The 24,477-nt window shown below is 56.8% G+C and carries 25 protein-coding genes and 1 other annotated feature; of the genes, 17 read left to right on the top strand and 8 right to left on the bottom strand.

The window, feature by feature from the left end:
• Positions 1-17 precede the first annotated feature (17 nt).
• Entirely contained in the window at positions 18-1,406 is a 1,389-nt protein-coding gene (locus ETC00_RS09115) for a sigma-54 interaction domain-containing protein (protein ID WP_171565678.1), read from the bottom strand.
• 226 nt (positions 1,407-1,632) lie between these two features.
• On the opposite strand from ETC00_RS09115, the gene ETC00_RS09110 reads away from it, so the two are divergent.
• Together ETC00_RS09110 and sda are read left to right on the top strand one after the other, a co-directional pair.
• Complete coding sequence (locus ETC00_RS09110; RefSeq protein WP_171565677.1) at positions 1,633-2,844, top strand: ornithine--oxo-acid transaminase; 1,212 nt, start codon at positions 1,633-1,635, stop codon at positions 2,842-2,844.
• Between the two features lie 301 nt (positions 2,845-3,145).
• Positions 3,146-3,307 carry a sporulation histidine kinase inhibitor Sda gene (gene sda / locus ETC00_RS09105; protein ID WP_371808887.1) on the top strand — a complete coding sequence of 54 codons (162 nt, stop codon included), beginning with the start codon at positions 3,146-3,148 and terminating at the stop codon, positions 3,305-3,307.
• Positions 3,308-3,478: 171 nt separating this feature from the next.
• Here sda and ETC00_RS09100 read toward each other — a convergent pair whose 3' ends face one another.
• Entirely contained in the window at positions 3,479-3,982 is a 504-nt protein-coding gene (locus ETC00_RS09100) for a molybdopterin-binding protein (RefSeq protein ID WP_171565675.1), read from the bottom strand.
• A gap of 145 nt (positions 3,983-4,127) precedes the next feature.
• Between ETC00_RS09100 and ETC00_RS09095 the strand changes: the two genes are divergently transcribed.
• The 5 genes from ETC00_RS09095 to ETC00_RS09075 all read left to right on the top strand — a co-directional run bounded on the left by ETC00_RS09095 (position 4,128) and on the right by ETC00_RS09075 (position 10,379).
• Entirely contained in the window at positions 4,128-5,336 is a 1,209-nt protein-coding gene (locus ETC00_RS09095; protein ID WP_171565674.1) for an amidohydrolase, read from the top strand.
• Between the two features lie 13 nt (positions 5,337-5,349).
• Entirely contained in the window at positions 5,350-6,879 is a 1,530-nt protein-coding gene (locus ETC00_RS09090; protein ID WP_171565673.1) for an AbgT family transporter, read from the top strand.
• A 134-nt stretch (positions 6,880-7,013) separates the two neighbouring features.
• The gene (locus ETC00_RS09085) at positions 7,014-8,186 is read left to right on the top strand and encodes a MalY/PatB family protein (RefSeq protein ID WP_171565672.1); all 1,173 of its coding nucleotides are present in this window, start codon (positions 7,014-7,016) and stop codon (positions 8,184-8,186) included.
• 157 nt (positions 8,187-8,343) lie between these two features.
• Positions 8,344-8,622 (top strand): Fpa/YlaN family protein, encoded by a 279-nt coding sequence (locus tag ETC00_RS09080; RefSeq protein WP_029099385.1) that lies wholly within the window; start codon positions 8,344-8,346, stop codon positions 8,620-8,622.
• A gap of 103 nt (positions 8,623-8,725) precedes the next feature.
• Positions 8,726-8,978, top strand: a binding site (T-box leader).
• Between the two features lie 63 nt (positions 8,979-9,041).
• Complete coding sequence (locus tag ETC00_RS09075) at positions 9,042-10,379, top strand: sodium-dependent transporter (RefSeq protein WP_171565671.1); 1,338 nt, start codon at positions 9,042-9,044, stop codon at positions 10,377-10,379.
• 94 nt (positions 10,380-10,473) lie between these two features.
• Here ETC00_RS09075 and ETC00_RS09070 read toward each other — a convergent pair whose 3' ends face one another.
• Complete coding sequence (locus ETC00_RS09070) at positions 10,474-11,118, bottom strand: hypothetical protein (RefSeq protein ID WP_171565670.1); 645 nt, start codon at positions 11,116-11,118, stop codon at positions 10,474-10,476.
• A 297-nt stretch (positions 11,119-11,415) separates the two neighbouring features.
• On the opposite strand from ETC00_RS09070, the gene fosX reads away from it, so the two are divergent.
• A complete protein-coding gene (gene fosX / locus ETC00_RS09065) occupies positions 11,416-11,847 on the top strand; it encodes a FosX/FosE/FosI family fosfomycin resistance hydrolase (protein WP_171565669.1) in 432 nt (143 codons plus the stop codon).
• Positions 11,848-11,920: 73 nt separating this feature from the next.
• On the opposite strand, the gene cax is transcribed toward fosX, so the two are convergent.
• Positions 11,921-12,964, bottom strand: a complete 1,044-nt coding sequence (gene cax, locus ETC00_RS09060) for a calcium/proton exchanger (protein ID WP_171565668.1) — start codon at positions 12,962-12,964, stop codon at positions 11,921-11,923.
• Between the two features lie 168 nt (positions 12,965-13,132).
• Here cax and ETC00_RS09055 point away from each other — a divergent pair, with 168 nt between their 5' ends.
• Positions 13,133-13,390, top strand: coding sequence for a hypothetical protein (locus tag ETC00_RS09055; RefSeq protein ID WP_171565667.1), 258 nt, complete (start codon positions 13,133-13,135; stop codon positions 13,388-13,390).
• 55 nt (positions 13,391-13,445) lie between these two features.
• Here the strand turns inward: ETC00_RS09055 and sleB are convergent, their stop codons facing one another.
• Positions 13,446-14,201 (bottom strand): spore cortex-lytic enzyme, encoded by a 756-nt coding sequence (gene sleB / locus ETC00_RS09050; RefSeq protein ID WP_171565666.1) that lies wholly within the window; start codon positions 14,199-14,201, stop codon positions 13,446-13,448.
• 134 nt (positions 14,202-14,335) lie between these two features.
• Between sleB and ETC00_RS09045 the strand changes: the two genes are divergently transcribed.
• Positions 14,336-15,991, top strand: coding sequence for a thiamine pyrophosphate-binding protein (locus ETC00_RS09045; protein ID WP_171565665.1), 1,656 nt, complete (start codon positions 14,336-14,338; stop codon positions 15,989-15,991).
• Between the two features lie 51 nt (positions 15,992-16,042).
• Complete coding sequence (locus ETC00_RS09040) at positions 16,043-16,375, top strand: Asp23/Gls24 family envelope stress response protein (RefSeq protein WP_171565664.1); 333 nt, start codon at positions 16,043-16,045, stop codon at positions 16,373-16,375.
• 56 nt (positions 16,376-16,431) lie between these two features.
• Here the strand turns inward: ETC00_RS09040 and ftsW are convergent, their stop codons facing one another.
• Positions 16,432-17,601 carry a putative lipid II flippase FtsW gene (gene ftsW, locus ETC00_RS09035; RefSeq protein WP_171565663.1) on the bottom strand — a complete coding sequence of 390 codons (1,170 nt, stop codon included), beginning with the start codon at positions 17,599-17,601 and terminating at the stop codon, positions 16,432-16,434.
• 83 nt (positions 17,602-17,684) lie between these two features.
• Entirely contained in the window at positions 17,685-18,029 is a 345-nt protein-coding gene (locus ETC00_RS09030; protein WP_171565662.1) for a YugN family protein, read from the bottom strand.
• Positions 18,030-18,220: 191 nt separating this feature from the next.
• Between ETC00_RS09030 and ETC00_RS20940 the strand changes: the two genes are divergently transcribed.
• From ETC00_RS20940 to ETC00_RS09005, 5 genes are all read left to right on the top strand, one after another.
• Complete coding sequence (locus ETC00_RS20940; protein ID WP_171565708.1) at positions 18,221-18,301, top strand: putative holin-like toxin; 81 nt, start codon at positions 18,221-18,223, stop codon at positions 18,299-18,301.
• Positions 18,302-18,615: 314 nt separating this feature from the next.
• Positions 18,616-19,059 (top strand): CBS domain-containing protein, encoded by a 444-nt coding sequence (locus ETC00_RS09020; protein ID WP_171565661.1) that lies wholly within the window; start codon positions 18,616-18,618, stop codon positions 19,057-19,059.
• Positions 19,060-19,330: 271 nt separating this feature from the next.
• Positions 19,331-20,380, top strand: a complete 1,050-nt coding sequence (locus ETC00_RS09015) for a MerR family transcriptional regulator (RefSeq protein WP_171565660.1) — start codon at positions 19,331-19,333, stop codon at positions 20,378-20,380.
• Between the two features lie 339 nt (positions 20,381-20,719).
• Complete coding sequence (locus ETC00_RS09010; protein WP_171565659.1) at positions 20,720-21,445, top strand: thermonuclease family protein; 726 nt, start codon at positions 20,720-20,722, stop codon at positions 21,443-21,445.
• Between the two features lie 84 nt (positions 21,446-21,529).
• Positions 21,530-21,949 (top strand): hypothetical protein, encoded by a 420-nt coding sequence (locus tag ETC00_RS09005; RefSeq protein ID WP_171565658.1) that lies wholly within the window; start codon positions 21,530-21,532, stop codon positions 21,947-21,949.
• Positions 21,950-22,072: 123 nt separating this feature from the next.
• On the opposite strand, the gene ETC00_RS09000 is transcribed toward ETC00_RS09005, so the two are convergent.
• Entirely contained in the window at positions 22,073-22,501 is a 429-nt protein-coding gene (locus ETC00_RS09000; protein WP_171565657.1) for a protease complex subunit PrcB family protein, read from the bottom strand.
• 38 nt (positions 22,502-22,539) lie between these two features.
• Between ETC00_RS09000 and ETC00_RS08995 the strand changes: the two genes are divergently transcribed.
• The gene (locus tag ETC00_RS08995) at positions 22,540-24,468 is read left to right on the top strand and encodes a hypothetical protein (protein ID WP_371808886.1); all 1,929 of its coding nucleotides are present in this window, start codon (positions 22,540-22,542) and stop codon (positions 24,466-24,468) included.
• Positions 24,469-24,477 lie beyond the last annotated feature (9 nt).

The following is a 24,477-nucleotide window of genomic DNA, read 5'->3' as shown; positions in this document are numbered from 1 at the left end:
AAAAAAGTTGGCGCACCTCACGTATGCTTGACTCCCAGTTTGCGCAGGCGGTACTGCAGGCTCTGCCGGCTGATGCCCAACTCCCTGGCGGAGCGGGAGATGTTGCCCTTGTGCTTTTCAACCACGCGCTGAATGTAGTATGCCTCAAACTCACGCATTTTTTCTTTCAGCGGCTTGATCTCATCCGCTAATGGCTGAACCGGCATCTTTTCCTTGGCGGCACTTCCTGTGCGGCGCAAAAAGTGATAGGGCAGATGCGCGGTGGTGATGACTGTTTCGTCCGTCATCAGGTTCATCGCGCCTTCGATGACATGCTGAAGCTCCCGCACGTTTCCGGGCCAGTCGTGAGAGAGGAAAAAGCGCATGACCTCCTCGCTGATCCCTGTCACGTCCATCTGAAACAGCTGGTTGTACTTGCGGATAAAATGGTCAACAAGCAGGGGAATGTCCTCTTTTCGCTCGCGCAACGGCGGGATGAAAAGCGTGACCACGCCCAGCCGGTAGTACAGGTCCTTGCGCAGCCGCTGCTGGGAGATCGCCTCGATAGGATCTTCGTTCAGCGCGGCGATGATGCGCACGTCGATCGCCCGGTCCTTGGTGTCGCCGATGCGCCGGATCGACTTTTCCTGCAGGGCGCGCAACAATTTGGCCTGCAGTGGCATACTAAGCGAGTTAATCTCGTCCAAAAACAGCGTGCCGCCTTCCGCCTGCTCAAACAGACCCGGCCGTTCCACCGCGCCGGTAAAGGCGCCGCGCGCTGTGCCGAAGAGCAGCCCCTCAATCAGGGTATCGGGCAGGGCGGCGCAATTTTGCGAGATAAACGGCCCTCCCGCGCGCAGGCTGGCGTTGTGGATGCTCTGCACGAACAGCTCCTTGCCCGCGCCGGTTTCACCCACTACCAACACGGAAGACGAGGTTCGCGCCGCCCGTTTGGCGCTTTCGATCACTTCCCGAATGGATGGGCTGTCGCCGATAATGGTGTCAAATGTGTAGCGGGCGCCGTTTTTGTCCCACAGATTTTCGCGGATTAGCCGCTCCATCTTGGTGACATCGTTGGCAATCTCCATCGCCCCGATGATCCGGCCGTCTTCCATCAGCGGGAAGGTATTGTTGATGGTTGTGATTTCTATCCCCTTGTCGTTAAAATAGGTTTGCCGAACGTTGCGCACGCTTTTGCCCGTTCGCAGGCAGCGAAGGAGCGTGCTCTCCTGCCCCTGCGGAAACTGGAACACCTCTGTCAGCGGCCTGTTCAGTACGTCGTGCTTGTTCATCGCCTCCAGTTCCGACATCTTGCGGTTGTACACGATGGATGTCCCCTGGGCGTTAATCACGTGTACCCCTTCGCTGATGTTGTCGAGAATGTGTGCGTAGATGCGCAAGAAGGTTTCATGCGATTCGTTCGCCATCAAAATGCACCTGCCTGTCATTTCTACGAAGGTTATCATACCATTAGGTAGAGGCGTGTGCAAAATGATTCTGCACTGATGCGAAAAATTGCGGGGGACATGCAAAAAAATTTTGCCGGTAGAGGAAGGGAATTGCGCAATAGCAACGCTGCGGCAAGATTTGGTTCGGTTGGCATCGTTCTTGAATGATACTACAGATAACAAGCGATTCAAGGAGGCAGACAACATGAACAAGACCAAAGCGGTAATTGATCAGACCGAGAAATACGGCGCACATAACTACCATCCGCTGCCGATCGTCATCTCCAAGGCGGAAGGCGTATGGGTGGAAGATCCGGAAGGCAACAGATACCTGGATATGCTGAGTGCGTATTCGGCATTGAACCAGGGCCACCGCCATCCCCGCATCATTCAGGCGCTGAAGGATCAGGCGGACAAGGTGACGCTCACCTCGCGCGCCTTTTACAACGACCAGCTGGGCGTCTTCTATGAAAAACTGGCGCAGCTGACCGGCAAGGAGATGATCCTGCCGATGAACACGGGCGCAGAGGCGGTGGAGACAGCGCTGAAAGCCGTGCGCCGCTGGGCGTACGATGTGAAAAAGGTGCCGGAAAACCAGGCGGAAATCATCGTCTGTGAAGGCAATTTTCACGGCCGTACGATCACAGTCACCTCGTTCTCATCCGATCAATCCTACAAGCGCGGGTTTGGACCGTTCACCCCGGGCTTCAAAATCATCCCGTACGGCGACATCGAAGCGCTGCGGAAGGCGATCACGCCGAACACGGCGGCATTCATGCTGGAGCCGATCCAGGGCGAAGCCGGCATCATCATTCCGCCCGAGGGCTTCCTGAAGCAGGCCTACGAATTGTGCAAAGCCAACAACGTGCTGCTCGTATGCGACGAGATTCAGACCGGCTTTGGCCGCACGGGCAAGCTGTTCGCGTCCGACTGGGAGGAGGTCAAGCCGGATATGTACATCATGGGCAAAGCGCTGGGTGGTGGCGTGTTCCCGATCTCGGCAGTGGCTGCGGACCGGGAAGTGCTCGGTGTCTTTGACCCGGGTTCCCACGGCTCTACGTTTGGCGGCAATCCGCTGGGCTGCGCCGTCGCGGTGGCTGCACTGGATGTCCTGATCGATGAAAAGCTGGTGGATCGTTCCCGCGAGCTCGGGGCGTACTTCATGGAAAAGCTGAAAGAAATTCGCAACCCGCTGATCAAGGAAATCCGCGGCCGCGGCCTGTTTATCGGATTGGAGCTGCATACGGCGGCCCGTCCGTACTGCGAGCAGTTGAAGGAACAGGGCCTCTTGTGCAAAGAGACGCATGAGACGACGATCCGCTTTGCGCCGCCGCTGGTCATCAGCAAGGAAGAACTGGATTGGGCGATCGAACGGATCAAACAAGTGCTGCACACCACCGAGCCGGCCAACGCGTAATACACGGTTGTGTCCATACCGTCAAAAAGGAAAACCACCCGGTCCCGGGTGGTTTTTCCTGTAAGCTGCTTCCCCTGTCCTCAGGGAGGAGCGGAGGTCGACAGTCGGGTCTGATTATACAAAATCGTTCGACAAATTTTGACAAGATGTGGATAAATGTTGGGTAGGAATCCACAGGAAAAAAACCGGTATCTTTTTCCAGTTGTCAACACTTTGCCCACAGCTTACCCACACGATTTCCACATGGGTTGTGGATATCGGAACGGTTGTTCGCGCACGTCCCATCTGCTACAATGGGCACATGAAACAGATGGAGGTGACCAATGTGAAATTTTTGAGCGATCAGATGTTGATAGAAGTGTATCAGCGTGCTGTCGACCTTCAATTGGATCCCGCCTTCATCGAGTTGCTTTGCGAAGAGATAGAAAGGAGAAACCTCCAAATTACTCAATTCAGCGCTTGATGGGCAAACCTCCAGGCAGCATCCATCATAGAAAAGCCATCCGCCGCGGCGGATGGCTTTTTTTGATGCGGCTTCACACGTATGTTCGCAATTATTGTCTCTTGCTGTGCCGCAATGGAGTCGGGTGCGGTTGTCTTCCGCAGCATGTCTGGCCAGGCCAGACGTACTTTATCATTCTGTGACGAATTCAAATGCGGTGATGGCCTTGAGCGGTTGTTCGCCAGCGGTCAACCACTCCGGCAGGAAAAAGTAGACCGGGCCATCTTCGCGCAGAGGCTTGCCATCTCGGGAAAACTGCAGAATTGCTTGTCTGGCGGTTTCGATCGGCAGCGTTACCGGCTCCTGGCCGTCGCGGTGGATGAGCACGTGCGTCGCTTCCGGCAGCGGCTTGGCGTTGTCAATAAACGGAGCCAGCCGCATGCCGTAGTCGCCCTCAAGCGCTTTCCGTTCTTCCGCCAGACTCCGCCGTTCTGACGGCAGTGTGGCGCCTTCCCGCAGTTCCTTGTCCCACTGGGAACCAGTGCCCTGCAGGTAGGCGGATTGCCGTCCGTCCGTCTGCTCTTCTTCGCCCCGATAGGTGCGCAGGTCGATTTTTCGTTCGTCGAAGATCCACACACTCGGGTCCAGCGTGATGGGGAACGATACGGCCCCCTTGAACACGATCACATCTGACATCCAGCATTCCTCCGTTTATACGAAATCCTATTCCTGATTGTACTGTACATGCCGGGATGCGGCAAACGAATCATCGTAAAGGAAATTTTCCGAAAATATAGAAATTTGTAATTGGTGGAAACTACCATCTGAAGGGGAGATTGTCATGGACAAGGAAAACGTGCGCTCTCTGCTGGACTCTGTTGCGGACGACGTGATCCAGTGGAGGCGGCATCTGCACAAGTATCCGGAACTGTCGTTTCAGGAGGAGAAGACAGCGGCGTTCGTGTACGAGCGGTTGCAGTCGTTTGGGAATCTGGAGCTCTCCCGGCCGACCAGAACCAGTGTGGTCGCCCGTCTCGTCGGTGCCCAACCGGGCCCCGTGATCGGTCTGCGCGCCGACATGGACGCACTGGCGATCCAGGAAGAAAACGACTTTCCATTCGCATCGGCAGTTCCCGGTGTCATGCATGCGTGCGGGCACGACGGGCATACGGCGATGCTCCTGGGCGCAGCAAGCGTGCTGTCCCGCCTGCGGGACCAGATCAGAGGGGAAGTGCGCTTCATTTTCCAGCACGCGGAGGAGATGCACCCCGGCGGTGCCCGTGAAATGGTGGAGGCAGGGGTGGCAGAAGGCATCGATGCCATGCTCGCCATCCATTTGATGGCGTATATTCCAGTCGGTAAGATTGGAATTGCCTACGGACCGGTCACGGCCAATTCCGACCGGTTCGAGATTACCATTCAGGGTAAGGGCGGTCATGCCTCCGCGCCGCATACGGCGATTGATCCGGTGGCGATTGGCGCGCAGGTGATTGCCAATTTGCAGCAGATCGTTTCCCGCAACACCGATCCGCTGGAACAACTGGTCATCTCCGTGACCAATTTTCACGGAGGAACAGGGGCCTACAACGTCATTCCCGACAAGGCGGAACTGCGCGGCTCTGTGCGCAGTTTCAGCCAGGACGTTCGCCAAACGGCGGCGAAGCGGCTGGAGCAGATTGTCAAGGGGGTTGCGGAAGCGCACGGCGCCGCGTATCGCTTTGACTACCGGTACGGATATGCTTCGGTGATAAATGATGAACGGGTCACCCGGACGGTGGAAGAACTGATCGTGGAGGAATGGGGGGAGCAAGCGCTGCAGCGCATTCCGCCGATGATGGGCGGGGAAGATTTCTCCGCGTTTGCCGCATGCGTGCCAAGCTGTTACATCTGTCTGGGCGCTGGCAACGAAGAAAAGGGTATCGTGTATCCGCATCACCATCCGCGCTTCACCATTGACGAGGACGCGCTGCGGGACGGGGTTGCCCTGTTTGTTCGGTGGGCATTGAAATGGACGGGTGCCAAATCCGGCCAACCAATTGCAAACGGGTAGGAGGGGATCAACCATGCCACATGGAGCGGCAGGCATGCAGCCAGAGCTGCAACACCAAAAAGGGATGTTGCGATGGATCGAGACCGTGGGGAACAAACTGCCTCACCCGTTTATGCTCTTTGTGTATCTGTGCCTGATCATGATGGTGATTTCAGCCATTCTCGCCGGACTGGACGTCTCCGTGACACACCCCGGCAAAGGAGAAACCGTCCCGGTGAAAAGTTTGCTGAGCGTCGAAGGAATCCACTGGATTCTCACCAGCATGTTGAAAAACTTTACCGACTTCCCGGCGCTCGGCCTCGTGCTGACCATGGCGTTGGGGATTGGTCTGGCGGAAAAAGTGGGTCTGCTCACAAGCGTCCTGCGCAAACTCATGACCCGCGTGCCAAAAACGATCGTCAGCTTCACGGTGGTATTTGTCGGCGTGCTGGGCAATCTCGCCTCCGACGCGGCCATGGTGATCATCCCGCCGCTGGGTGGCCTCGTCTTTTTGGCTTTGGGCCGCCATCCGATCGCCGGTATCGCCGCCGGCATGGCCGGGGTCTCGTCAGGATTCACAGCCAACCTGTTCATCGCGGGCACGGATGCCCTGCTTTCCGGCATTTCTACCGAAGTGGCCAGGACGATCGATCCCCATGCCCACGTCTCGCCGCTGGACAACTGGTTTTTCATGTCCGCATCCGTTTTTCTCCTGTCCTTTATCGGCGCCTGGATTACGGACAAGGTGATCGAACCGCGCCTGGGCGAGTATCAGGGAGAGCAGCAGGTTCGCTTTGAGGAGCTGAGCGACAGGGAGAACAAGGCGCTGCGCGCAGCCGGCATCGCCGCCCTGGTCTTTGCAGCAGTGACAGCTCTGTTGGTCGTGCCGGAAGGGGCGCTCCTGCGCGATCCCCAGACAGGCGGGTTTTTGACGTCGCCGTTCCTGAAGGGGATCATCCCGGTGATTCTGCTCTTTTTCGTGACCGTGTCCGCCGTGTACGGAAAGAAGATGGGGCTGATCACGAGTACAAGGGACATTCCGCGCTACATGACGGAAGCGGTGAAAGACATGTCCGGCTTTATCGTGATGGCCTTCACGGCCGCCCAGTTTATCGCCTTTTTCAACTGGAGCAACATCGGCATCCTGCTGGCCGTGAGCGGTGCTGATTTTCTAAAGAGCATCGGGATGACCGGGCTGCCGGTCGTGCTCGGGTTCACGCTGTTTACCGCATTCGCGAGCCTGTTCATCACCAGCGGTTCGGCGTTGTGGGCGATGCTGGCTCCGGTGTTCATGCCAATGCTGATGCTGCTCGATTACCATCCGGCGTTCATCCAGGTCGCCTACCGCGTCGCCGACTCGGCGACCAACACCATATCACCTGTAAATCCCTACCTGCCGCTGATCCTGGCCTACTACCAAGCGTACAAGAAGGACGCGGGCATGGGCACGATCTTTGCGACGATGATGCCGTACGCGCTGTCCTTCCTATTGATCTGGATGGTACAGATGGTCGTCTGGTTTGTCCTTGATCTGCCGGTCGGTCCCGGCGTCTACCCGCGCTGAGGACAAACGGAAAATGCCGCATGCTGACGAGGCTGCGGCGCTTTTTTTGGGCACACGAGACATTCAGGCTTGGACATTTGCCAAAGAACGGGGTATGGTGAAAAGAAAAAACATGCAAAAGCGAGGGGAATACAGTGCCGCATCACTTTGATATCCGGATTGGGCGACAAGGGACGAACAGTTTGAAGTGGGATTACTACCAGCGGGTGCTGGGAGCAGATGACGTCTTGCCAATGTGGGTGGCCGATATGGACTTTGCGTGTCCGCCGGCAGTGACGGAAGCGCTGGTTCGCCGCGCGCAGCATCCGGTCTACGGGTATCCCGGGCGGCCCGATGCGCTGTACGAGGCAGTGGCCGATTGGTATGCCAGGCGGTATGGCGTCACCGTCGACACCGGTTGGTTGGGAACGTTGCCGGGGGTCGTGCCGGGACTGCACATCGCTGTCGAAGCGTTTACCGAACCGGGCGACAGCGTCCTGATCCAAACGCCGGTCTATCATCCGTTTTATCACGCGGTGGAAAGCCTGGGACGCAGACTCGTGCCAAATCCGCTGCGGGAAGAGAATGGCCGGTACACCATCGACTGGGACGGCCTGCGACAGATCTTGGACGAAAGCCGGCCGAAATTGTTTTTGCTGTGCAGTCCGCACAATCCGGTGGGACGGGTCTGGACCCGGGAGGAACTGGTGCGGCTCGGGGAGATGTGCTCGGAACGGGACATCGTGGTCGTGGCGGATGAAATCCATGCCGACCTCGTCTACGAAAAAGGGCGGCACGTCCCTTATTTCTCCCTCCCGGATCATCTTGCCAGCCATAGCCTGACCCTGGTCTCTGCCAGCAAGACGTTTAATCTCGCCGGGTTGTCAACCGCGTTCGTGATCGCTCCTGCTCCTCAGCTGCTGCGGGCATTCAGACAGGCGGCCAGGCGGATGGGGCACACAGTGCTCAACCTGTTCGGCATCGAAGCGGCCATTGCCGCCTATCGGCACGGCGAGCCGTGGCTGGATGAATTACTCGCCTATTTGAAGGGGAATGCGGAGTACATCCGCGACTTTCTGGCTGAGCGAATTCCCGAGGTATCCATGGCTGTCCCGGAGGCTACCTATCTCGGCTGGATGGACTTCCGCCGGCTGGGGTTGAGCCAACACGAACTGAACGCGCTCGTGCGCAAGAAAGCGAAGCTGGGTCTGCATGACGGGACCGTGTTTGGAAAGGAAGGGGCGGGGTTTCAGCGCATTAACTTTGCCTGCCCGCGCGTCGTCCTGGAGGAAGCGATGTCACGCCTGGAACGGGCGCTCCATGAGTAAGGGGGACTCATTACAATGAGGGAACGGGCAATCATTGGCGCTGTCGGTTGTAACTGGCAGCGAGCCGGTTACAGTTGTCTCCCCATCTCCCCTTTTCAAATGGCCCAGAATGGCGTACTATGTAAGGTAAGGATGGTGGCAAACGGAGGGATAGGTTTTGACAGAGATTAAGGTTCCCGATCTGGAACAAAAAGCGCTAGCATTGCTGCGAGCAGACGCAGAAAAAATCTATAAACTGATCGACGTACAGATGGAAAACCTGACCATGCCGCAGTGCCCGTTGTATGAAGAAGTGTTGGACACGCAGATGTTCGGGCTGTCGCGAGAAGTAGAATTTGCCGTCCGTCTGGGATTGATCGAAGAGGAAATCGGCCGCGAGATCATGGGTTCGTTGGAGCGGAAGCTGGCCGATCTGCATGAACACCGGCAGAAGTAAAAGCGAGGGGGTGGAGACGTTCCTCGCTTTTTCATTTTCATGAAAAACTCCTTGCAATTTTTCAATGACTGCCGTACATTTATACATATCATTTTTCATTGTGTCAAAAGCGATGACAGAGACCAGTACACGGTCCAGCGGCTTGACAGGGAGGAATCGTCGGAGACTGAAAGCGGTTCTGAAGCACGCCCCGTGGAATTCCCTCTGGAGCTGTCCTCTGAACGATTGTCCCAGTAGGAGGAGCACCGGGTCATTCCCGTTATCAATGGCAAAAGTGAAGCCGCAGCTGTCCTTCACCTGAAGGCTCCTTTGGCTTAATCAGGGTGGTACCGCGAGTAATTCAACTCGTCCCTTTCGTGGGGACGAGTTTTTTATTTATGTATACAGGACAGACGATTGGATGAAGGAGGAGTTCGTGAATGACGAACCAAACGGAACAGTGGACGAACCGATTGGGGTTCATCCTTGCGGCCGCCGGGTCAGCGATCGGGCTCGGGGCCATCTGGAAATTTCCCTATGTGGCGGGCACCAGCGGAGGCGGGGCGTTTTTTCTCCTGTTCCTGCTGTTTACCGTGCTGATCGGCATGCCGCTGCTGTTGGGGGAATTCGTCATCGGACGAAGCACCCAACAGGAGGCGATTTCCGCCTACCGCACCATTGCTCCGGGTACAGGTTGGCATTGGATCGGGCGGCTCGGGGTGGCTACCTGCTTTCTGCTGCTGTCATTTTACAGCGTGGTCGGCGGCTGGATTCTCACCTATTTCTTTCGCGGTCTTACCGGACAGTTGATCGGACAGTCCTATGATCAGTTGTTCCTGGACGTAATCGCTAACCCGATCGGCTCCGTCGCGGCGCAATGCGCCTTCATGCTGGTGACGATCATGGTTGTGGCTCGCGGGATACAAAGCGGGATCGAGTCAGCCAACAGGTATATGATGCCGGGGCTGTTTATCCTGTTCCTGGTGCTGATGGTCCGTTCGCTGACGCTGGACGGAGCGGGAAACGGGGTGGCGTTCTTCCTGATGCCGGACTTTTCCAAACTGTCCGCAGAGTCGATCCTGTACGCCATGGGGCAGTCGTTCTTCTCGTTGAGCGTTGGGGTGTCGGTGATGGTCACCTACAGCTCGTACCTTGGCAAAGAGGAAAACCTGGTCAAATCGGCCGGATCGATTGTCGGTCTCAATCTGTTGGTCGCCTTTTTTGCGGGGCTGGCCATCTTCCCGGCGGTGTTTTCACTCGGCGTGAAACCGGAGGCGGGGCCGGGCCTGTTGTTTATCGTCCTGCCGTCGGTGTTTGAGCATATTCCGTTCGGCTCCCTGTTTTTGCTGGTGTTTCTTGCCTTGTTCCTGTTTGCCACGCTGACGAGCGCCTTTTCCATGCTGGAGGTGATCGTGGCTTCGCTCGCCAAGGGGGACGAGGTCAAACGAAAGCGGCTTTCCTGGATTGTCGGCATGCTGATTTTCATCGTCGGGATTCCGTCCGCGCTCTCTTTCGGGGCCTTGTCGGACGTCACCTTCTTTGGCAAATCCGTGTTTGACGCCGCCGACTTCCTCGTCAGCAACGTGCTGATGCCGCTGGGGGCGCTGTTGATCGCGGTGTTCGTGCCGCTGAAGATGAAGCGGGAAATCCTGATGCAGGAGCTTACCGCCCATACACCGCTGGGCCGGAAGCTGTTTGCCGCCTGGCTGCTGCTGCTCAGGTATGCGGCACCGCTTGCCATCATTGTGGTGTTTATGCACTCGCTTGGCTTTCTATAAAAAAAGACTGCCGCATCGGGCAGTCCTTGCCTGCAGACAAGGGTTCGTCGAAGAACACGTCTGCAGGCTTTTTTATTACAGGAATGATTAACGTCTAGGAGGCGTTCCTGCCGCCCTTTGGAAATACGGTATACGAAAGTGCGATGATGCTGTCGATTATGAAGATCAAGGTCCAAACCCTGCTAAGGTTGTTGACGGTTTGATTGGCAAACGGCAGTGTTCCTTCCATGGATGAGAAATACTCGTCAAAAAACTGGTTCATGCTTGCCATTTCATAGATTCGTGAGGACAGCCCGTACAGCAAGAAGAAAACCAGGTGTGCTGCCGCATAGACGGCCAGATGAACGTAAAAATGCTTCCGTTCTTTTTTGGCGTGTTCCTTGCCGACCAGTTTTTTCGGCGGAGCGATAGCGGGAGCAGGTTCCCCTTTCCACTTGGCGACATAGATTTGGATGTGGTAATCAAGTTTTTTGAAGTCGCTTTTCCCATACGTGATCGCATAGAGAAAAACAACTACGATCACGACTTGGTAGCTGGAAAACTGCCCTGTTTGCAAATAATCGAAAAAGCCCAGGGAAGCGATCCACAGGTCATTGATAATAAAGAGAAGAAAAAACACAAAACTGAGTGTTTTTTTGCCAAACCAATACCTGAGGACCAAGAAAGTGATGATGGAAATCCAAAAGATGACTTCTGCGAGAATCAAGAACATCCATTTATGGGTTAAAATAAACTCCATAGATGTGTCTCCTTTGTATATTCTGGATAATTACGATCGGATCGCTGTTGTTTCGACCCATTCGCGAAATTTTCATATATTTACAGATATACCGAGTATATACACGGAATGTGGCATTAACAAGCGTTACCTGCGATAAACGGATAGGGAACACGTATTGGAATGGTGGTTGACCGAAACAATTGGAAACATCGCCGGGTACTTCTTCGTCTACACAGTGGGATGGAACACAACGGAATGAGATTGGTGAAGATAGACAAAATACTTTGTCAATGTTGTGAGAAAAGGATGATAGGCATGATTGAAAGTGTAAGCCACATTACATTTGTGGTAAAGGATTTGGAGAAAACAACTGCGTTGTACAAGGAATTGTTTCAGGCGCAAGAGGTCTATTACAGCGGTAACAAGACCCACTCGATATCCCGTGAACGATTTTTCATCATCGGCGGGCAGTGGATCGCGGTCATGGAAAATAGTGAAATCGTCAACCGAACCTATCACCATGTGGCATTCAAAATCAAGGAAGAAGACATTGACTACTATCTCGATAAAATCAAAGCCCTGCGCCTGGAGATGAAACCTCCTCGCCCCAGGATCAAGGGGGAAGGATACTCCATCTACTTCTACGATTACGATAACAACCTGTTTGAATTGCATACGGGCACATTGGAGGAACGGTTATCCGCGTACAGGGCGGTTGATCAGCAAGAAGAAGAAAGCTCGGCATGATACCGAGCTTTTTCATTATCCATCCCTCTCGTCTGTCTGCAATCTGAGGCTGCCGAATCGGGCAGTCTGTCTCTCAGACGAAGAAGAAGGCAGTGCCGATGATGATGTAGACGGTCAGGAGCAGAACGCCTTCGTACCAGTTGGTGGCACCGTCCTTGGTGATCGATATGGTGATAAAGGTAGCGACGCCGATCGCGGCCAGCTCAAACGGCGTAAACACGATGTCCATCGGCTGCCCCAGAAGCAGGCTGATGAGCACCAGCGTCGGCGCCACGAATAGGGCGATTTGCAGGCTGGAGCCGATGGCGATCTCCACAGCAGCTCCGATCCGCCCCTTCATGGCCAGAAGCAGGGCAGCGCTGTGCTCGGCGGCGTTTCCGATAATGGCGATGACAAACGCCCCGACAAACAGCTCCGACCACCCCAGCGACTGGGAGACATGCTCGACACTGTGGACCAGCCATTCGGAAACGATGGCGACGAAGACCGTGGACAGGGCAAGCATCAGGATGGAGACGCCTTTGGACCACTCGGCTTCGCTCTCGTGCGGCTCGATGTCGGACAGAAATTCCCGGTGGGTCACCATGGAGAAGATCAGCCACAGCAGGTAGGCAATGATCAGGACGACGGAAATCACAATGCTGAGCGTACCGATCTCTGCCGGCGGGAGCTGCTGCATGAACACGGCGGGAATAAACAGCGCGACGATCGCCAGCGTCATCAGCGAGCCGTTGTGGCCGGCCAGCTTGCTGTTGAACGTCTGTTCCTTGAATTTCAATCCGCCCAGCAGCACGCTCAGTCCCAACACCAGCAGCATGTTCCCGATGACGGCGCCGGTGATGGAGGCCTTGACCATGTCAAACAGTCCTTCCTTGACCAGGAAAAAGGCGATAATCAGCTCGGCTGCGTTGCCGAACGTGGCGTTGAGAAAACCGCCGATGCGGTCACCGGCGTAATGGGCAACGCTCTCCGTCGATTTTCCCAGCCAGGCGGCAAGAAAAATAATGGCCAACGATGCTGTTGCAAAGCGGAAAAGCTCGTTGTCCGTAAAGTAATGGGCGTACGCTGCCAACAGGAAGCTGCCCCCCACGAGGAAAAAGAACAATTGCCGATTCATACGTTCACCTCGATAAAGGTTTAACATTTTATACCATTTGATGCGATGTTCTTTAGTTTAGCCAAAACCGATGCGCTTGTCACGAGAAATTTGAACCTGGCAGACGGGTATAGCCTGGCCTGATTGGCGGAAACTAACGGGTGAACCATCGTCAGAGGAGGTATCCGCATGGCTAAACCGTATCTGTGCCCCACATGCAAGTCGAACCGGATGAGGTTCACAGTCATTGAACAAAACCCCCGCTATGTGCGGTTGGACCCGCAGACTGGCGATGTTGTGGCGGAACTGTCGTCAGACCAACTGGATGCGTTTCACCAGCCGTACAGGGGGGAGCGCATCCTGGTGCAATGCGGCGTGTGCGGCACGACGGAACAGGAAGAACGCTTTATCAAAATGGCGGAACATATGCGGGGACAGCGGCCGTAATGGTCGGCGGCAAAACGTACAGGCACGGATGATGACCGTGCCTGTTTGCTTTCCGTTACCGGCAGAAAATATGCTTGCCGATTTTCTTGATCTGCGGCCGACTCCAGATCCAGGCGGACGTGGCCGTGTCCGGATTGAAGTAATAGATGGCGCCGCCGGTAGGGTCCCAGCCTTTCAGCGCATCCTGAACAGCCTTTTTAGCCGTTTCGTTCGGCGTCAGCCAGATCTGGCCGTCTGCCACAGCTGTGAAGGCGCGCGGTTCAAAGATGACGCCGGCCGGCGTGTTGGGAAATGACGGGTGACGCGTGCGGTTCAAGATGACAGCTGCCACTGCCACCTGTCCGATGTACGGTTCGCCGCGGGCCTCGCCGTAGACGGCGTTTGCCATCAGACGGATGTCGTTCTCCGAGATGCCGTGGGCGTGGTAGGTGGGCGCTTTCGACTTGGTCGGTGTCTTGGCCGTCTGCGGCACGCCAAGCTCTTCCGCGGTAGGACGCCAGTTTTTCGTTGCGTTGTACAATTTCAGCTTTGTTTTGGGCCCCAGCACCCCGTCTACTTTCAGCCCGAATTCGTACTGGAAGTTGCGCAGGGCCCAGTACGTCCGCCAACCAAATACCCCGTCCACTTTGCCGGTGTAAAACCCCAAGTATTTCAGCCGTCCTTGCATTTCGCGAACGTCCTTGCCCTGCGCGCCCACTTTGACGATCTGATCGCTGAACGCGTCGGAGCGCTTCGGAGAGACGATCGCCGCCGAGGTGATGAGCAGCGCGATCGCCAGCAGGGCCACCAGCCATTTGACAGGCTGTTTCATGATTCATCCTCCTTTTGATTCGCCTGATCCTGCCTGTTAGGTTCTCCAATTTGGGACAGATTTGGATAGTAAAATGATGGGAACAACGGCATACTAGGTCATGCGACGTTTAGACGCGAAAGGGGAGATACAGGATGCAAGTGGCTCAATACATCACCGAACAACTGGCTCAATGGGGAGTCACCCGGATTTACGGCGTCGCCGGGGACGCGATTCTGCCCTGGCTGGACGCGCTCGGCAAGCAGCAGCAGATACGTTATGTGGCCTGCCGCCACGAAGCGGCCGCGGCCATGATGGCGTCCGCGGAAGCAAAACTGACGGGGAAGCCGGCTGTCTGCACGGCCACCAGCGGTCCGGGCACCATTCAGCTCTTGAACGGTTTGGCCGATGCCCAGACGGATCGGGCTCCGGTCGTGGCCATTACCGGACAGGTGGAGACGTACAAGTTGGGGGGAGAGTACAAGCAGTACGTGCCCCAGGAAGACGTGATGCGTCCCATCTGCCGGTACACGACGACGGTCACCCATCCCCAGGCGATCGGCGAGGTGCTCCAGCGAGCCTTTGTCACGGCCGAGTCGCAGCAGGGCGTCGCCCATCTGGCGGTGTGCAAGGATGTCTTTTCCCGTACGACCGGCTGTCCGCTGATCCCCGAGTTGCCGAGGCAGGCGTCTGGCTTGCGCGCGAACAGAGGGGAGGTGGAGCAGGCGGCGGAATGGATTGGACGGGCAAAACGACCGCTCATGCTTCTCGGGATCGGGGCGCGCGGCGTCGCGGATGCGTGCCAACGGCTGGCGGAGCAGGCGGGAGCGGGAGTGCTGGTTTCGCTGGGGGCAAAAGGCGTCATAGAGGAATCCCATCCGCTGATGCTGGGCGGTCTGGGCGAGGGAGGAAGCCGCGCCGGTCTGGACGCGCTGGCCGCAGCAGACCTGCTGGTGATTCTCGGTGCGAGTTGGTTCCCGCAGGAATACATCCCGGCCGGCTTGCCGGTGGTGCAGGTAGACCGGTCGATCGAGTCGATCCACTTCCATCCCGACCTGTTTTCAGTGACGGCAGATCTGGAAGAGGTCCTGCCGCTCTGGCTGCGCCGGCTGGAGAACAAGCGTCCCGACCCCGACTGGATGGCGCGAGTGGAGCGGTGGCACGCTGCATTTTGGCAGGAGACAGAACAAGCCGTCGACGCTGGGCCCGACCAGCCGGTCACACCGGAGGCACTCATGCACGCGCTGTCCCGGGCCGTTGACGACGATGCCGTCATCACGCTGGATACCGGTGAGCACACCATCTGGTTCAATCGTGCTTTTCGCGCCGTTTCTCAGCGCCCGCTTTTTTCCGGGAAGTGGCGGACGATGGGGTACGGCCTTCCCGCGGCAATTGCAGCCAAACTGAACCAGCCGCAGCGGCAGGTGATTTGCGTGACGGGAGACGGCGGCCTGCAGATGTACATGTCCGAACTGATGACAGCCGTGGAGCAAGAGACAGCGTTTCTGCTGATTGTCGTCAACAACGGAACGCTGGGGCTGGAGGAATGGAAGATGAGACAAAGCGGCCTCGTCCCGTTTGGCACCCGTTTACAAAACCCCGACTTCGTCCAGTGGGCCAGGGCCTGCGGTGTGTCGGCGCGATCCATCCGGAGCAGGGACGAACTGGCGTCCGCGTTGGCCGAGGTGTGTGCGTCCGACCGTCTGACACTTATCGACGTGCAGTGCACGCTTCCGACACTGACTGAGCGAAAACGAGAAATCCCCTTTCAAGCCCAAGCTTCTTCTGTTTATAATGAAAGAAAAATCTGATAACCGAGCGCGGCCGCAGCCCTGTGACGGAGAGAGGAAGGAGGGGGCGCCATGGAGGAAAGGCGCGGCGAAATCCGCGTTGCGGATCAAGTGGTGGCGGTAATTGCTGGGACGGCGGCAGGGGAGGTATCCGGCATCTCCGTGCACTCCGGCGGGCTGTACCAGGACCTGGCGAAACGCATCAGCGGCGGCACAAAAGGCATTACCGTGTCGCTTGTGGACGGGAGAGCCAGCATCGAGATACGGGTGTCGGTCAAATACGGACTGCCGATTCATCACGTCTGCCGCCAGCTCCAGGAAAAAGTGAAGGAGATCGTCGAATCGCTGACCGGTTTGTGCGTGGAGGCTGTCCATGTCCGTGTCGACGCGATCGATCTCACGTAAAAAACGACCTGTCGATACAGGTCGTTTTTTTATGGGTTGGCCGTTTCCCCGAAGCGTCAGGCGGAGTACGGCTGCTTTTGCAGTTGTTCGGCCATTTTTTGCCGGCTGACTTCCCGCGAGACGCTGAGCAGGATGCCCGTCGACACCATGCTGACCAGAAGGGATGAGCCGCCGTAGCTGATAAACGGCAGGGTGACACCGGTCAGCGGAATCAGCCCGGTGACGCCGCCGATATTGATGAACGCCTGCAGCCCGATCATGCTGACGATGCCAATCCCGACCAGGCTGGCAAAGGTGTCTTTGACGCGCAGGCAGATGTGAAAGCCGCGCAGAAGAAACAGCAGGTAGACCAGCAGAAAGAGTGTGGCACCGATAAAGCCCAGCTCTTCGGTAATAATCGCGAAGATAAAGTCGGTATGGGCTTCCGGAAGGTACAGGTATTTCTGGATGCTCTTCCCGAATCCGGTGCCGGAGAACCCGCCGTGAGCAATGGCGATCCACGACTGGATGACTTGCAGGCCGGTGCCGCGAGGATCTTGCCAAGGGTCCAAAAAGGCGGTGATCCGACCCAAGGCGTGTTCCTTCGCCAGGATGTAGCTGACCAGCGCCAGCGAGGTCACCGGAAAGCCGATCAGAAACAGTTGGCCGATCCGCGCTCCGCCGCTGATCAGGATGATGATAGCCGTCCCCAGCACGATCGCGGCCGACCCCAGGTCCGGCTGGGCCATGATCAGGAGGAAAAACACCCCGGTCACGACGAGCGGGGGCATCAGACCTGTTTTCAACTTGCGTATACCCTCTCCTTTTTTGGTCACGATCGCCGCCATATAGAGGATCAGCCCCAGCTTGGCAAATTCCACCGGCTGAATCGTGGCGGAACCAATTCTGAACCAGGAACGGGCTCCGTTGGTGTTGCTGCCAATTCCAGGAATCAAGACCAGCAGCAGGGCGAGCAAGCTGATCAGCGCAATCAAAAGAAAATTGCGCTTGTAAAAGGAAAAGGGGATGTTCATGGCGATGAGCATGCCGATGGTACCTATTACCAGCCACATTGCCTGCCGTTTGACAAAGTACAGTTCGTCTCCATTGCAAACCGTACAGCCTTTTCCCATGAAGCTGGTCAGGGCAAAGATGGAGCTGGCGCTCAAGACCATGGTGATGCCGAATCCAACCAGCAGGGCGGTCAACAGCAACAGCAGGAAATCGGGGACGCCCCGTGTCTTCATTACGAACCCCCCCTTGACGTGAAACAGAGAGGGGATGCCTCTCTGTAGACGTGTGCGCTCTTTTCAATTGGGCGAATGCCGCATTAATACGCGGACAGCTTCTCGTTCAGGACCTGCAGTTTCCGTTTGGCTGACTGCACGACGGAATCCGGAATCGGAGAATCGTAATCCAGACCGTGCGGGAACAGGTGTTTGCCCATGTACGGTTCTTCCAGCTTCAGCACGGCATGGGGATCTTCCAGTTTGCCTTCGGTTACGTTGGCTTCAATACGCAGGTAATACGTGTTGCCTTTATCGAGGATTTTGTGATCGTATGTAGCATGGCGGTAATCCCAGGCGCCGCGGGTAAATCCGAGATCTTTCATGTAGTGATCCAGATCGGTGAGCATGACTTCCTTGCCGCCGATTCCCGTATCTTTGATTACCATTGACGTTCCTCCTACATTTGGTAAGTTGTACACTTTCTTATGATAGTCTGTTTTTGGATACAGCGCAATGGATATATCGAGCCTAAAGAATGATGACCCTGTTCCCATTATATGGTATAATCGTGTAACACAATAGGTGGGCTCCTCAAGGGTGGTCGGTTCATCCCCGTTATCGGAAAGGGGGTGATAGCATGACAGTATTCGAAGCACTAAGTCTTATGTTGGCGTTCGGGACTTTAGTCTTAATGCTGTCGTCTAGTAAAAAGAAGTAGACCTCCCTTGAGCTAAAACAGCCAGGGGGTCTACAATCAGGAATGCAGAGCCGCCCCCCTTTTGGGGAACGTCTATTGTACTTACGACCGTAGGGTGTTGCCCCACCCGGCGGTCTTTTTTTGCGTCCGTCCACGGCTATAAGCCTGGGGGCGAACACAAGAGTGATGCCGTTTTTGACAGCATCATGTTCTCATCTTATCACAAGGTACCCGGTCATCTCCAGATGGAAATCACGCCGCTTGTCCCATTTTGCATGAAACTCAGGAGGGTCGGACACACTACAAACGTTACCAGCGACAAGGAGGAGAAGAAGATGGCAAAAGTGGAAAACCGCACGCTGCGCGAGATCATGACGAAAGACGTGGCTACTGTTACGCTTAAAGATAACGTCTACGAAGTGGCATGCAAAATGCGCGATTGGAACGTCGGCGTCATCCCCGTTGTGGATGAGAAGCAGGACGTAATCGGCATCATCACCGACCGCGACATCGTCATTCGCGGCTTGGCCGAAAAACGGGAAGGTTCGGCTGCCGTGGAAGAGGTGATGACCCGCGACATCATCCTGGGTCAGCCCGACATGACGGTGGACGAAGCGGCCAAAATCATGGCCCAGCATCAGATTCGCCGTCTGCCGGTGGTGGAGAACGGCAAGCTGGTGGGGATTGTTGCGCTGGGAGACATGGCGGTCCGCCAGGCACACCACGACGAAGCAAGCGAAGCGCTGTACGAAATCTCCGAACCGGCGCCCCGCCACTAAGCTGCTGGCGCGGAGCGTTCTGCTCAATCGCAAGGCGCATGATACACCGCCATCTTACGGCGGCAAAAGGACGTTTGTCCCGGGTCCCGGGAACGGAAAGGCTGTCGGCGCGCGACCGGCAGCCTTTCTTTTTTATGGACAGGCAAATTGTATGGACAGGAAAACACGCGGGTGCAGCTGCCTCTCCATCGTAAAAAACAGGGCTGTACATTCACGCAACGGCAAGGTTTACAATGGGGTAAGAAGCGTATGGAGGGGAGAACAGCGGCTCATGCAGATCAAGGAGTTGGCCCGCCGACTGCAAATCACGCCGCGGGCAATTCGTTTTTACGAAGAAAAGGGATTGATTACGCCGAAAAAGGCGGATGGTTCCGGCTACCGGCAGTTTACGGAAGCGGATGTGTGGCGCCTGCAAACCGTCATCACCCTGCGCGAGGTGGGCATGTCCATCGAAGACATCCGGCACGTGCTGAGGCAGCTGGACGAAGGAGAGGGCGGTCTGCTGCACTACCTGGAGCTGCAGCTTTCCTTCGTGTACGACCGCTGGGTGGAATTGAGCAAGGTGATCCACACCACGGAGGCGATGATTGAGCGGGTAAAGAGGGATGGAGAAAGCGATCCCGCCTCCCTGTTTGAACTGGCGGAAGCAAGCAAACGGCTTCGTCAGGCGCGAAACAACTGGGTGGACCGGTGGAATTTCAACCAATTGGCGGCCAACTACGACCAAATGGTCACGGAAGCGCGCGACGGATTTCATCCGCATGAACGGTATGAACAAGTGCTGGATGCCCTGGTTGAGAAGGTCGCTCCTCAGCCGGGTGAAACCGGTCTTGACGCCGGGACAGGCACGGGCAATCTGGCACGGCGGTTGCGGGAACGAGGGGTGACCGTCTGCGCGTTCGACCAGTCACCCGAGATGTTGAAGCGATGCCGGCAAAAAAATCCTGGGGTGGAGGCCAAGCTCGGCACGTTTTTCGCGTTTCCGTTTTTGGACAGCCGGTTTGACTTTGTCGCCACCAGTTACGCGCTGCACCATCTGACCGACGAGCAGAAGGTGCTGGCGCTGGCGGAGTGCCGGCGCGTACTGAAACCGGCGGGGCGGTTGGCGATTGCCGACTTCATGTTCGTGGACGCCGGCCATCGCGCGAATCACCTGGAGGCATTGCGGCAGTCCGGCCGGACGGATGCGATTGAACGGATCGAATACGGGTATTATACCGACCGCTCGCGGCTGCTGGCCGCGCTAAAAGAACTGGGATTTCAGCCGGAAGCGGAGCAGTTGACGACCTATGTACACCTCGTCTTCGCCACATTGGCGTAAGCGGCCCCCTGTCCTGCCCACTTTTGGGCTCATACAGCCAATGACACCCGTCTAGTCAGCTGCATAGGCTGTAAGCGAGAAGGAAAGGGGGACTCCACCATGGGTTTTCTGGATGGTTTTTTCGACCGGGAGAACGATGATTTTTTGTGGATTATCATCGTCGTGGTGATCTTGCTGTTTTTGTTCAGTGACCGAGATTAAACTTCCTCGACAAAACGACCTGCTGGCTGGGTCGTTTTTGTGTATTTCCTTTTCCCGTCCGCCTTCACCCCGGGTTGACCTCTCCAGGACGATCGGCTACGCTGGTAAACAGCACAGCGAGAAAAGGAGAGAATACCGATGAAACACATCATCCATTGGCTGATCGGCCTGTGCCTTGTGTTGACCGCTTGTGCGGCCAACGATCAGCCGAGTCCCAACGGCGAGATGACCGCGGTCGTCAAGCGCGTGGTGGACGGAGACACATTTGAGATTTCGAGCGGGGAAAAAGTGCGGATGATCGGCGTTGACACGCCGGAGACGGTCAAGCCCAACCACCCCGTGGAACCATACGGAAAGGAAGCGAGCGAATTCAGCAAGAAACTGCTGACGGGGCAAACAGTTACACTCAAGTTTGACGTCGAACCCCACGACCGTTACGGCCGGCTGCTGGCCTATGTGTACATGGCGGACGGCACGTTTGTCAACGAGAAGCTGGTCCGGGACGGATACGCGCGAATCATGACCGTCCCGCCCAATGTGGCTTACGCCGATCTGTTTCTGGAAGCGGAGCGGGACGCGCGGGAACACAACCGAGGGCTGTGGGGACTGTCCGATTCCCAGACTACATCGACAGCAAAAGAAGCCGATAACGGCAAAGACAGTAATACCAAAAAAGCGAAGCAGACGGATAGCGCAGCGGAGACCCCGCCGCCGGGCAAGCCGATCAAGGGCAACATCAATGCCAAAGGAGAGAAAATCTATCATGTGCCCGGATCGGCCAACTACGAACGGACGAAAGCGGAGGTCTGGTTCGCCACGGAAGAAGAGGCCAAGGCAGCAGGATTTCGCCCGCCCAAGCGGTAGCCGCCGGTCAGCAGGCGCACGCGAATGAAGCGGTCTCGGTTCGGGAACACTGGTGGGTGACAGGATGTGGAAAGGAGTGTCCCGATGAAGGCCCCGCAACTGATCACCCGCCTGCTCATACTGATTGGAGTGGCAGCGTGCATCGAGCTGTTTGTCTATGCGAACCGCGATGCAAACACCCAAGCGCCGGTCGAAGCCGTTCACGATCAGCACCGGCTCCCTACGCTGAACGTGTCCCATACGCTGAAACAGGATGACCTGCATTTGAAGCTGAACGTGACCGGTTTTACCTTTTCTCTGGAAAACATGGGAAAGGACAACCGATACGGTGAGGGGCACGTCCATCTCTACCTGGACGGCAAAAAGGTGGCCAAGATCTTTGAACCGCAGTACGTGTTAAAAGACATTCCGCCGGGCCGACACGAAGTCGTGGTCGAACTGGCGCACAACAATCACGAATCATACGGCGTGCAGCAGAAGCTGCAGATCGACGTCAAGCCGTAGCCCGGCCGGCGTCAAACAGGAGCGGCCGCTTTAGGACAGCGAACGCGCATCCGGGGCGGGCGCATGCAAAAAGCCGACCCTCATCCCGTATCGACGGGACAAGCATGGGCCGGCTTTCCTGTGTCAAGAGATAGTTACCTGCACCTGGGCCTGCGCGTCAGGAAGCGCAACCACCAGGGTTGGATAGGAAATAACCTGTGCCTTCATCGCGCCGGCGGCCGGTTTTTGTTCACGGACGCGGATGACAAATCCGTGTGCGCCGGTGCGCTCCACCCGCTCGGTCACCAGACGGTAGCCGCCGGTCGGACGCTGCCCGACACCGATGACGACATAGGTCTTACCGTCGGCGCGGACGATCGTGTGACCGCCGCTTTTTTGCACCTGCTTCAGGGCATCGCGGACCGCAGGCGGGTAAGAAGCAGAGACGGATTCAGTTGCGTTCGTCCCTTCCGCAGGGACGGCGATTGGAGTAGGATGATCTATAGAAAACGGCTGTACCCCCGGAATCGCCAGGGCGGCAGCCAAAATCAAACTGTACATTGCATGCAACATGTCGATATCCCTCCTTGCGATTGTAGGTTGACGAACATGTGGCAAATAACGGTGAAAGCGGGGTGACAAGCGTGCGTGTGCAGCAATGCGTCGAATACCTTTCCCACTCGACACGGCAAGCGATGATAGCCGAGCAGGAAAAGCGGCTGGGCATCCGCGATGAACGGGATGTGCACATTCGCCTGGCTGATCCCGCCTTTGCCATGGAAGTGTGGAAGCAGGCCAGCGAACCCGAACGGCAAGCAATTCGGCTGTTCGTCACCACTTCTGCCAGAGGATTTTTCCGGAAGAGAGAGTGGGATCGGCTCAGCGCCCAAAACCACAGGCATCTGGCCGTCGGATTGAACAGACTGCGCCGGCTCGGGCTGGTGCTAACTGTTCGCAAGAGGTGGAGCGAAATCGGTTACCTGATGCCCCGTGAAGTGCGGGAGCATCTGACCTTCTGCCTGCTGCCGGAGGCAAAAACCCCATCGTTGGCGCCAAAAACGCTCCCTTATTATATAACAGCAGGACGGGGGTTACATCTGGATCTTTTTGCCGTCCTGCTGTTCATTCGCGACAATGACGTGCCGCTGACGCAAAAAGGCGGCGTTCACCGCCGGGTCCGGCAAAAGATGGCAGCACTGCTGTCACTGAACAGAAGCCATGTAGCCGGATGGAAACTGCCGCCGCTAGCCGATGAGGAACCGGATGGGCTGCCATTGGCTGTCGTTCTGGATGTGGCGCTGCGCCTGGGGCTTGTCCGTCCGCAGGAGAAACGTCTGGTCCTGGCAGAGCAACGCGTGCTCCAATGGCTGGACATGACACCGGAGCAGAGTTGGGAACAATTGTACGAGCTGGCAGCCGAGCAGTACCTGCCCCATGAAAGCTGGTGGGACGCACTTGCCTTGTGGATGAAGCGTTCTCCGCTGGAACAGTGGCACTCGCTCGACTACATGCTGCAACGTTTGGCGGAGGCTGGATTTGTTCTGCCGGACGAGGCAAAGCAACGGGCCGTGGACGAGTGGCTTCACCTGCTCTTGGGGTTTGGCTGGATTCAGCTCGGCACCGCAGAGGACGGAGCGCTTTACTGGCGATGGAACAGCCTGCCCCGTTTGCCCCGGGAAGAAGGGTGGTTTGTCGATCCAGCCGGAATCATTACCATACCGCCGCTCGTTCCGCTGCAGGCGGTATGGGCGTTGAGCCGTTTCTGTCCGCTGGCGTTTGATGGGGAGCTGCTGCGCGGCGAACTGCAGGCCAAACCGTTACAGGCGTTTCTGGCCGCAGGCGGAACGGAGCAGCAGGCCGTGGAGACGCTGCGCCAGTCCTGCACCCACCCGCTGCCGGAAGCGGTCAGTCAGCTGATCCACATGTGGGGGAAAAACGCGCGGCAAATCCAACTGGAACCGCTGTTTCGGGTGCGGACCGCCCACCCCGGTCTGCTGGAGGAGTTGCGGCAGATCGAAGCGTTTCAGCCGTATCTGGAGATGGTCATTTCCCCGACCGATTTCCTCGTGACGCCTGCCCAGAAGGAGAGCCTGTTGGCCCTGTTTCGGGCGTATGGCTACGAGCCGCAGGATGGGGCGCTGATGCGTGTGGAAAGGGAAGAGACGGATATTAGTGACGATGGGCCGACTGCCGGTCTGTTTGCCGTGGACCGGCCCTGGGACGGATACGCAGTGGAAAACACCTTTCCCAACCAGTGGGAAGGCATGCCTCAAGCGGCAACTCTGCCCAAGATGTGGACGCAGCATTTCCAATCCTACCATCCGCAAACCTTGCGCGATCTGCTGCAGCGGGCCCGCGAACTGGAACTGGAGGTTCAGCTGCGTCTCATGAGCGGTCAGACGTGGGAGGGCATCCCGCGGCAGCTGGCTGTGGAAATGGGGTACTGGCATCTTGTCCTGGAGGATCGCAGCGGAAAAAGACGGTGTCGGCTGGACGAGATCGATCGCGTGCGCATTCTCCTGCCGGATTATCTGTACTAGCCGGATTGT

This window comes from Brevibacillus sp. MCWH, from assembly GCF_013096935.1.
In the GTDB taxonomy this organism is placed as follows: domain Bacteria; phylum Bacillota; class Bacilli; order Brevibacillales; family Brevibacillaceae; genus Brevibacillus; species Brevibacillus aydinogluensis.
The sequence above is the reverse complement of the archived record's forward strand: the minus strand, read 5'-3'. Positions and strand labels throughout refer to the sequence as shown.

Bases quoted from the DNA above. Each gene is read 5' to 3' on its own strand.
- ETC00_RS09115 (WP_171565678.1), bottom strand. From the start codon at position 1,406: ATGGCGAACGAATCGCATGAAACCTTCTTGCGCATCTACGCACACATT.
- ETC00_RS09110 (WP_171565677.1), top strand. From the start codon at position 1,633: ATGAACAAGACCAAAGCGGTAATTGATCAGACCGAGAAATACGGCGCA.
- sda (WP_371808887.1), top strand. From the start codon at position 3,146: ATGAAACAGATGGAGGTGACCAATGTGAAATTTTTGAGCGATCAGATG.
- ETC00_RS09100 (WP_171565675.1), bottom strand. From the start codon at position 3,982: ATGTCAGATGTGATCGTGTTCAAGGGGGCCGTATCGTTCCCCATCACG.
- ETC00_RS09095 (WP_171565674.1), top strand. From the start codon at position 4,128: ATGGACAAGGAAAACGTGCGCTCTCTGCTGGACTCTGTTGCGGACGAC.
- ETC00_RS09090 (WP_171565673.1), top strand. From the start codon at position 5,350: ATGCCACATGGAGCGGCAGGCATGCAGCCAGAGCTGCAACACCAAAAA.
- ETC00_RS09075 (WP_171565671.1), top strand. From the start codon at position 9,042: ATGACGAACCAAACGGAACAGTGGACGAACCGATTGGGGTTCATCCTT.
- ETC00_RS09070 (WP_171565670.1), bottom strand. From the start codon at position 11,118: ATGGAGTTTATTTTAACCCATAAATGGATGTTCTTGATTCTCGCAGAA.
- fosX (WP_171565669.1), top strand. From the start codon at position 11,416: ATGATTGAAAGTGTAAGCCACATTACATTTGTGGTAAAGGATTTGGAG.
- cax (WP_171565668.1), bottom strand. From the start codon at position 12,964: ATGAATCGGCAATTGTTCTTTTTCCTCGTGGGGGGCAGCTTCCTGTTG.
- ETC00_RS09055 (WP_171565667.1), top strand. From the start codon at position 13,133: ATGGCTAAACCGTATCTGTGCCCCACATGCAAGTCGAACCGGATGAGG.
- sleB (WP_171565666.1), bottom strand. From the start codon at position 14,201: ATGAAACAGCCTGTCAAATGGCTGGTGGCCCTGCTGGCGATCGCGCTG.
- ETC00_RS09045 (WP_171565665.1), top strand. From the start codon at position 14,336: ATGCAAGTGGCTCAATACATCACCGAACAACTGGCTCAATGGGGAGTC.
- ETC00_RS09040 (WP_171565664.1), top strand. From the start codon at position 16,043: ATGGAGGAAAGGCGCGGCGAAATCCGCGTTGCGGATCAAGTGGTGGCG.
- ftsW (WP_171565663.1), bottom strand. From the start codon at position 17,601: ATGAAGACACGGGGCGTCCCCGATTTCCTGCTGTTGCTGTTGACCGCC.
- ETC00_RS09030 (WP_171565662.1), bottom strand. From the start codon at position 18,029: ATGGTAATCAAAGATACGGGAATCGGCGGCAAGGAAGTCATGCTCACC.
- ETC00_RS20940 (WP_171565708.1), top strand. From the start codon at position 18,221: ATGACAGTATTCGAAGCACTAAGTCTTATGTTGGCGTTCGGGACTTTA.
- ETC00_RS09020 (WP_171565661.1), top strand. From the start codon at position 18,616: ATGGCAAAAGTGGAAAACCGCACGCTGCGCGAGATCATGACGAAAGAC.
- ETC00_RS09015 (WP_171565660.1), top strand. From the start codon at position 19,331: ATGCAGATCAAGGAGTTGGCCCGCCGACTGCAAATCACGCCGCGGGCA.
- ETC00_RS09010 (WP_171565659.1), top strand. From the start codon at position 20,720: ATGAAACACATCATCCATTGGCTGATCGGCCTGTGCCTTGTGTTGACC.
- ETC00_RS09005 (WP_171565658.1), top strand. From the start codon at position 21,530: ATGAAGGCCCCGCAACTGATCACCCGCCTGCTCATACTGATTGGAGTG.
- ETC00_RS09000 (WP_171565657.1), bottom strand. From the start codon at position 22,501: ATGTTGCATGCAATGTACAGTTTGATTTTGGCTGCCGCCCTGGCGATT.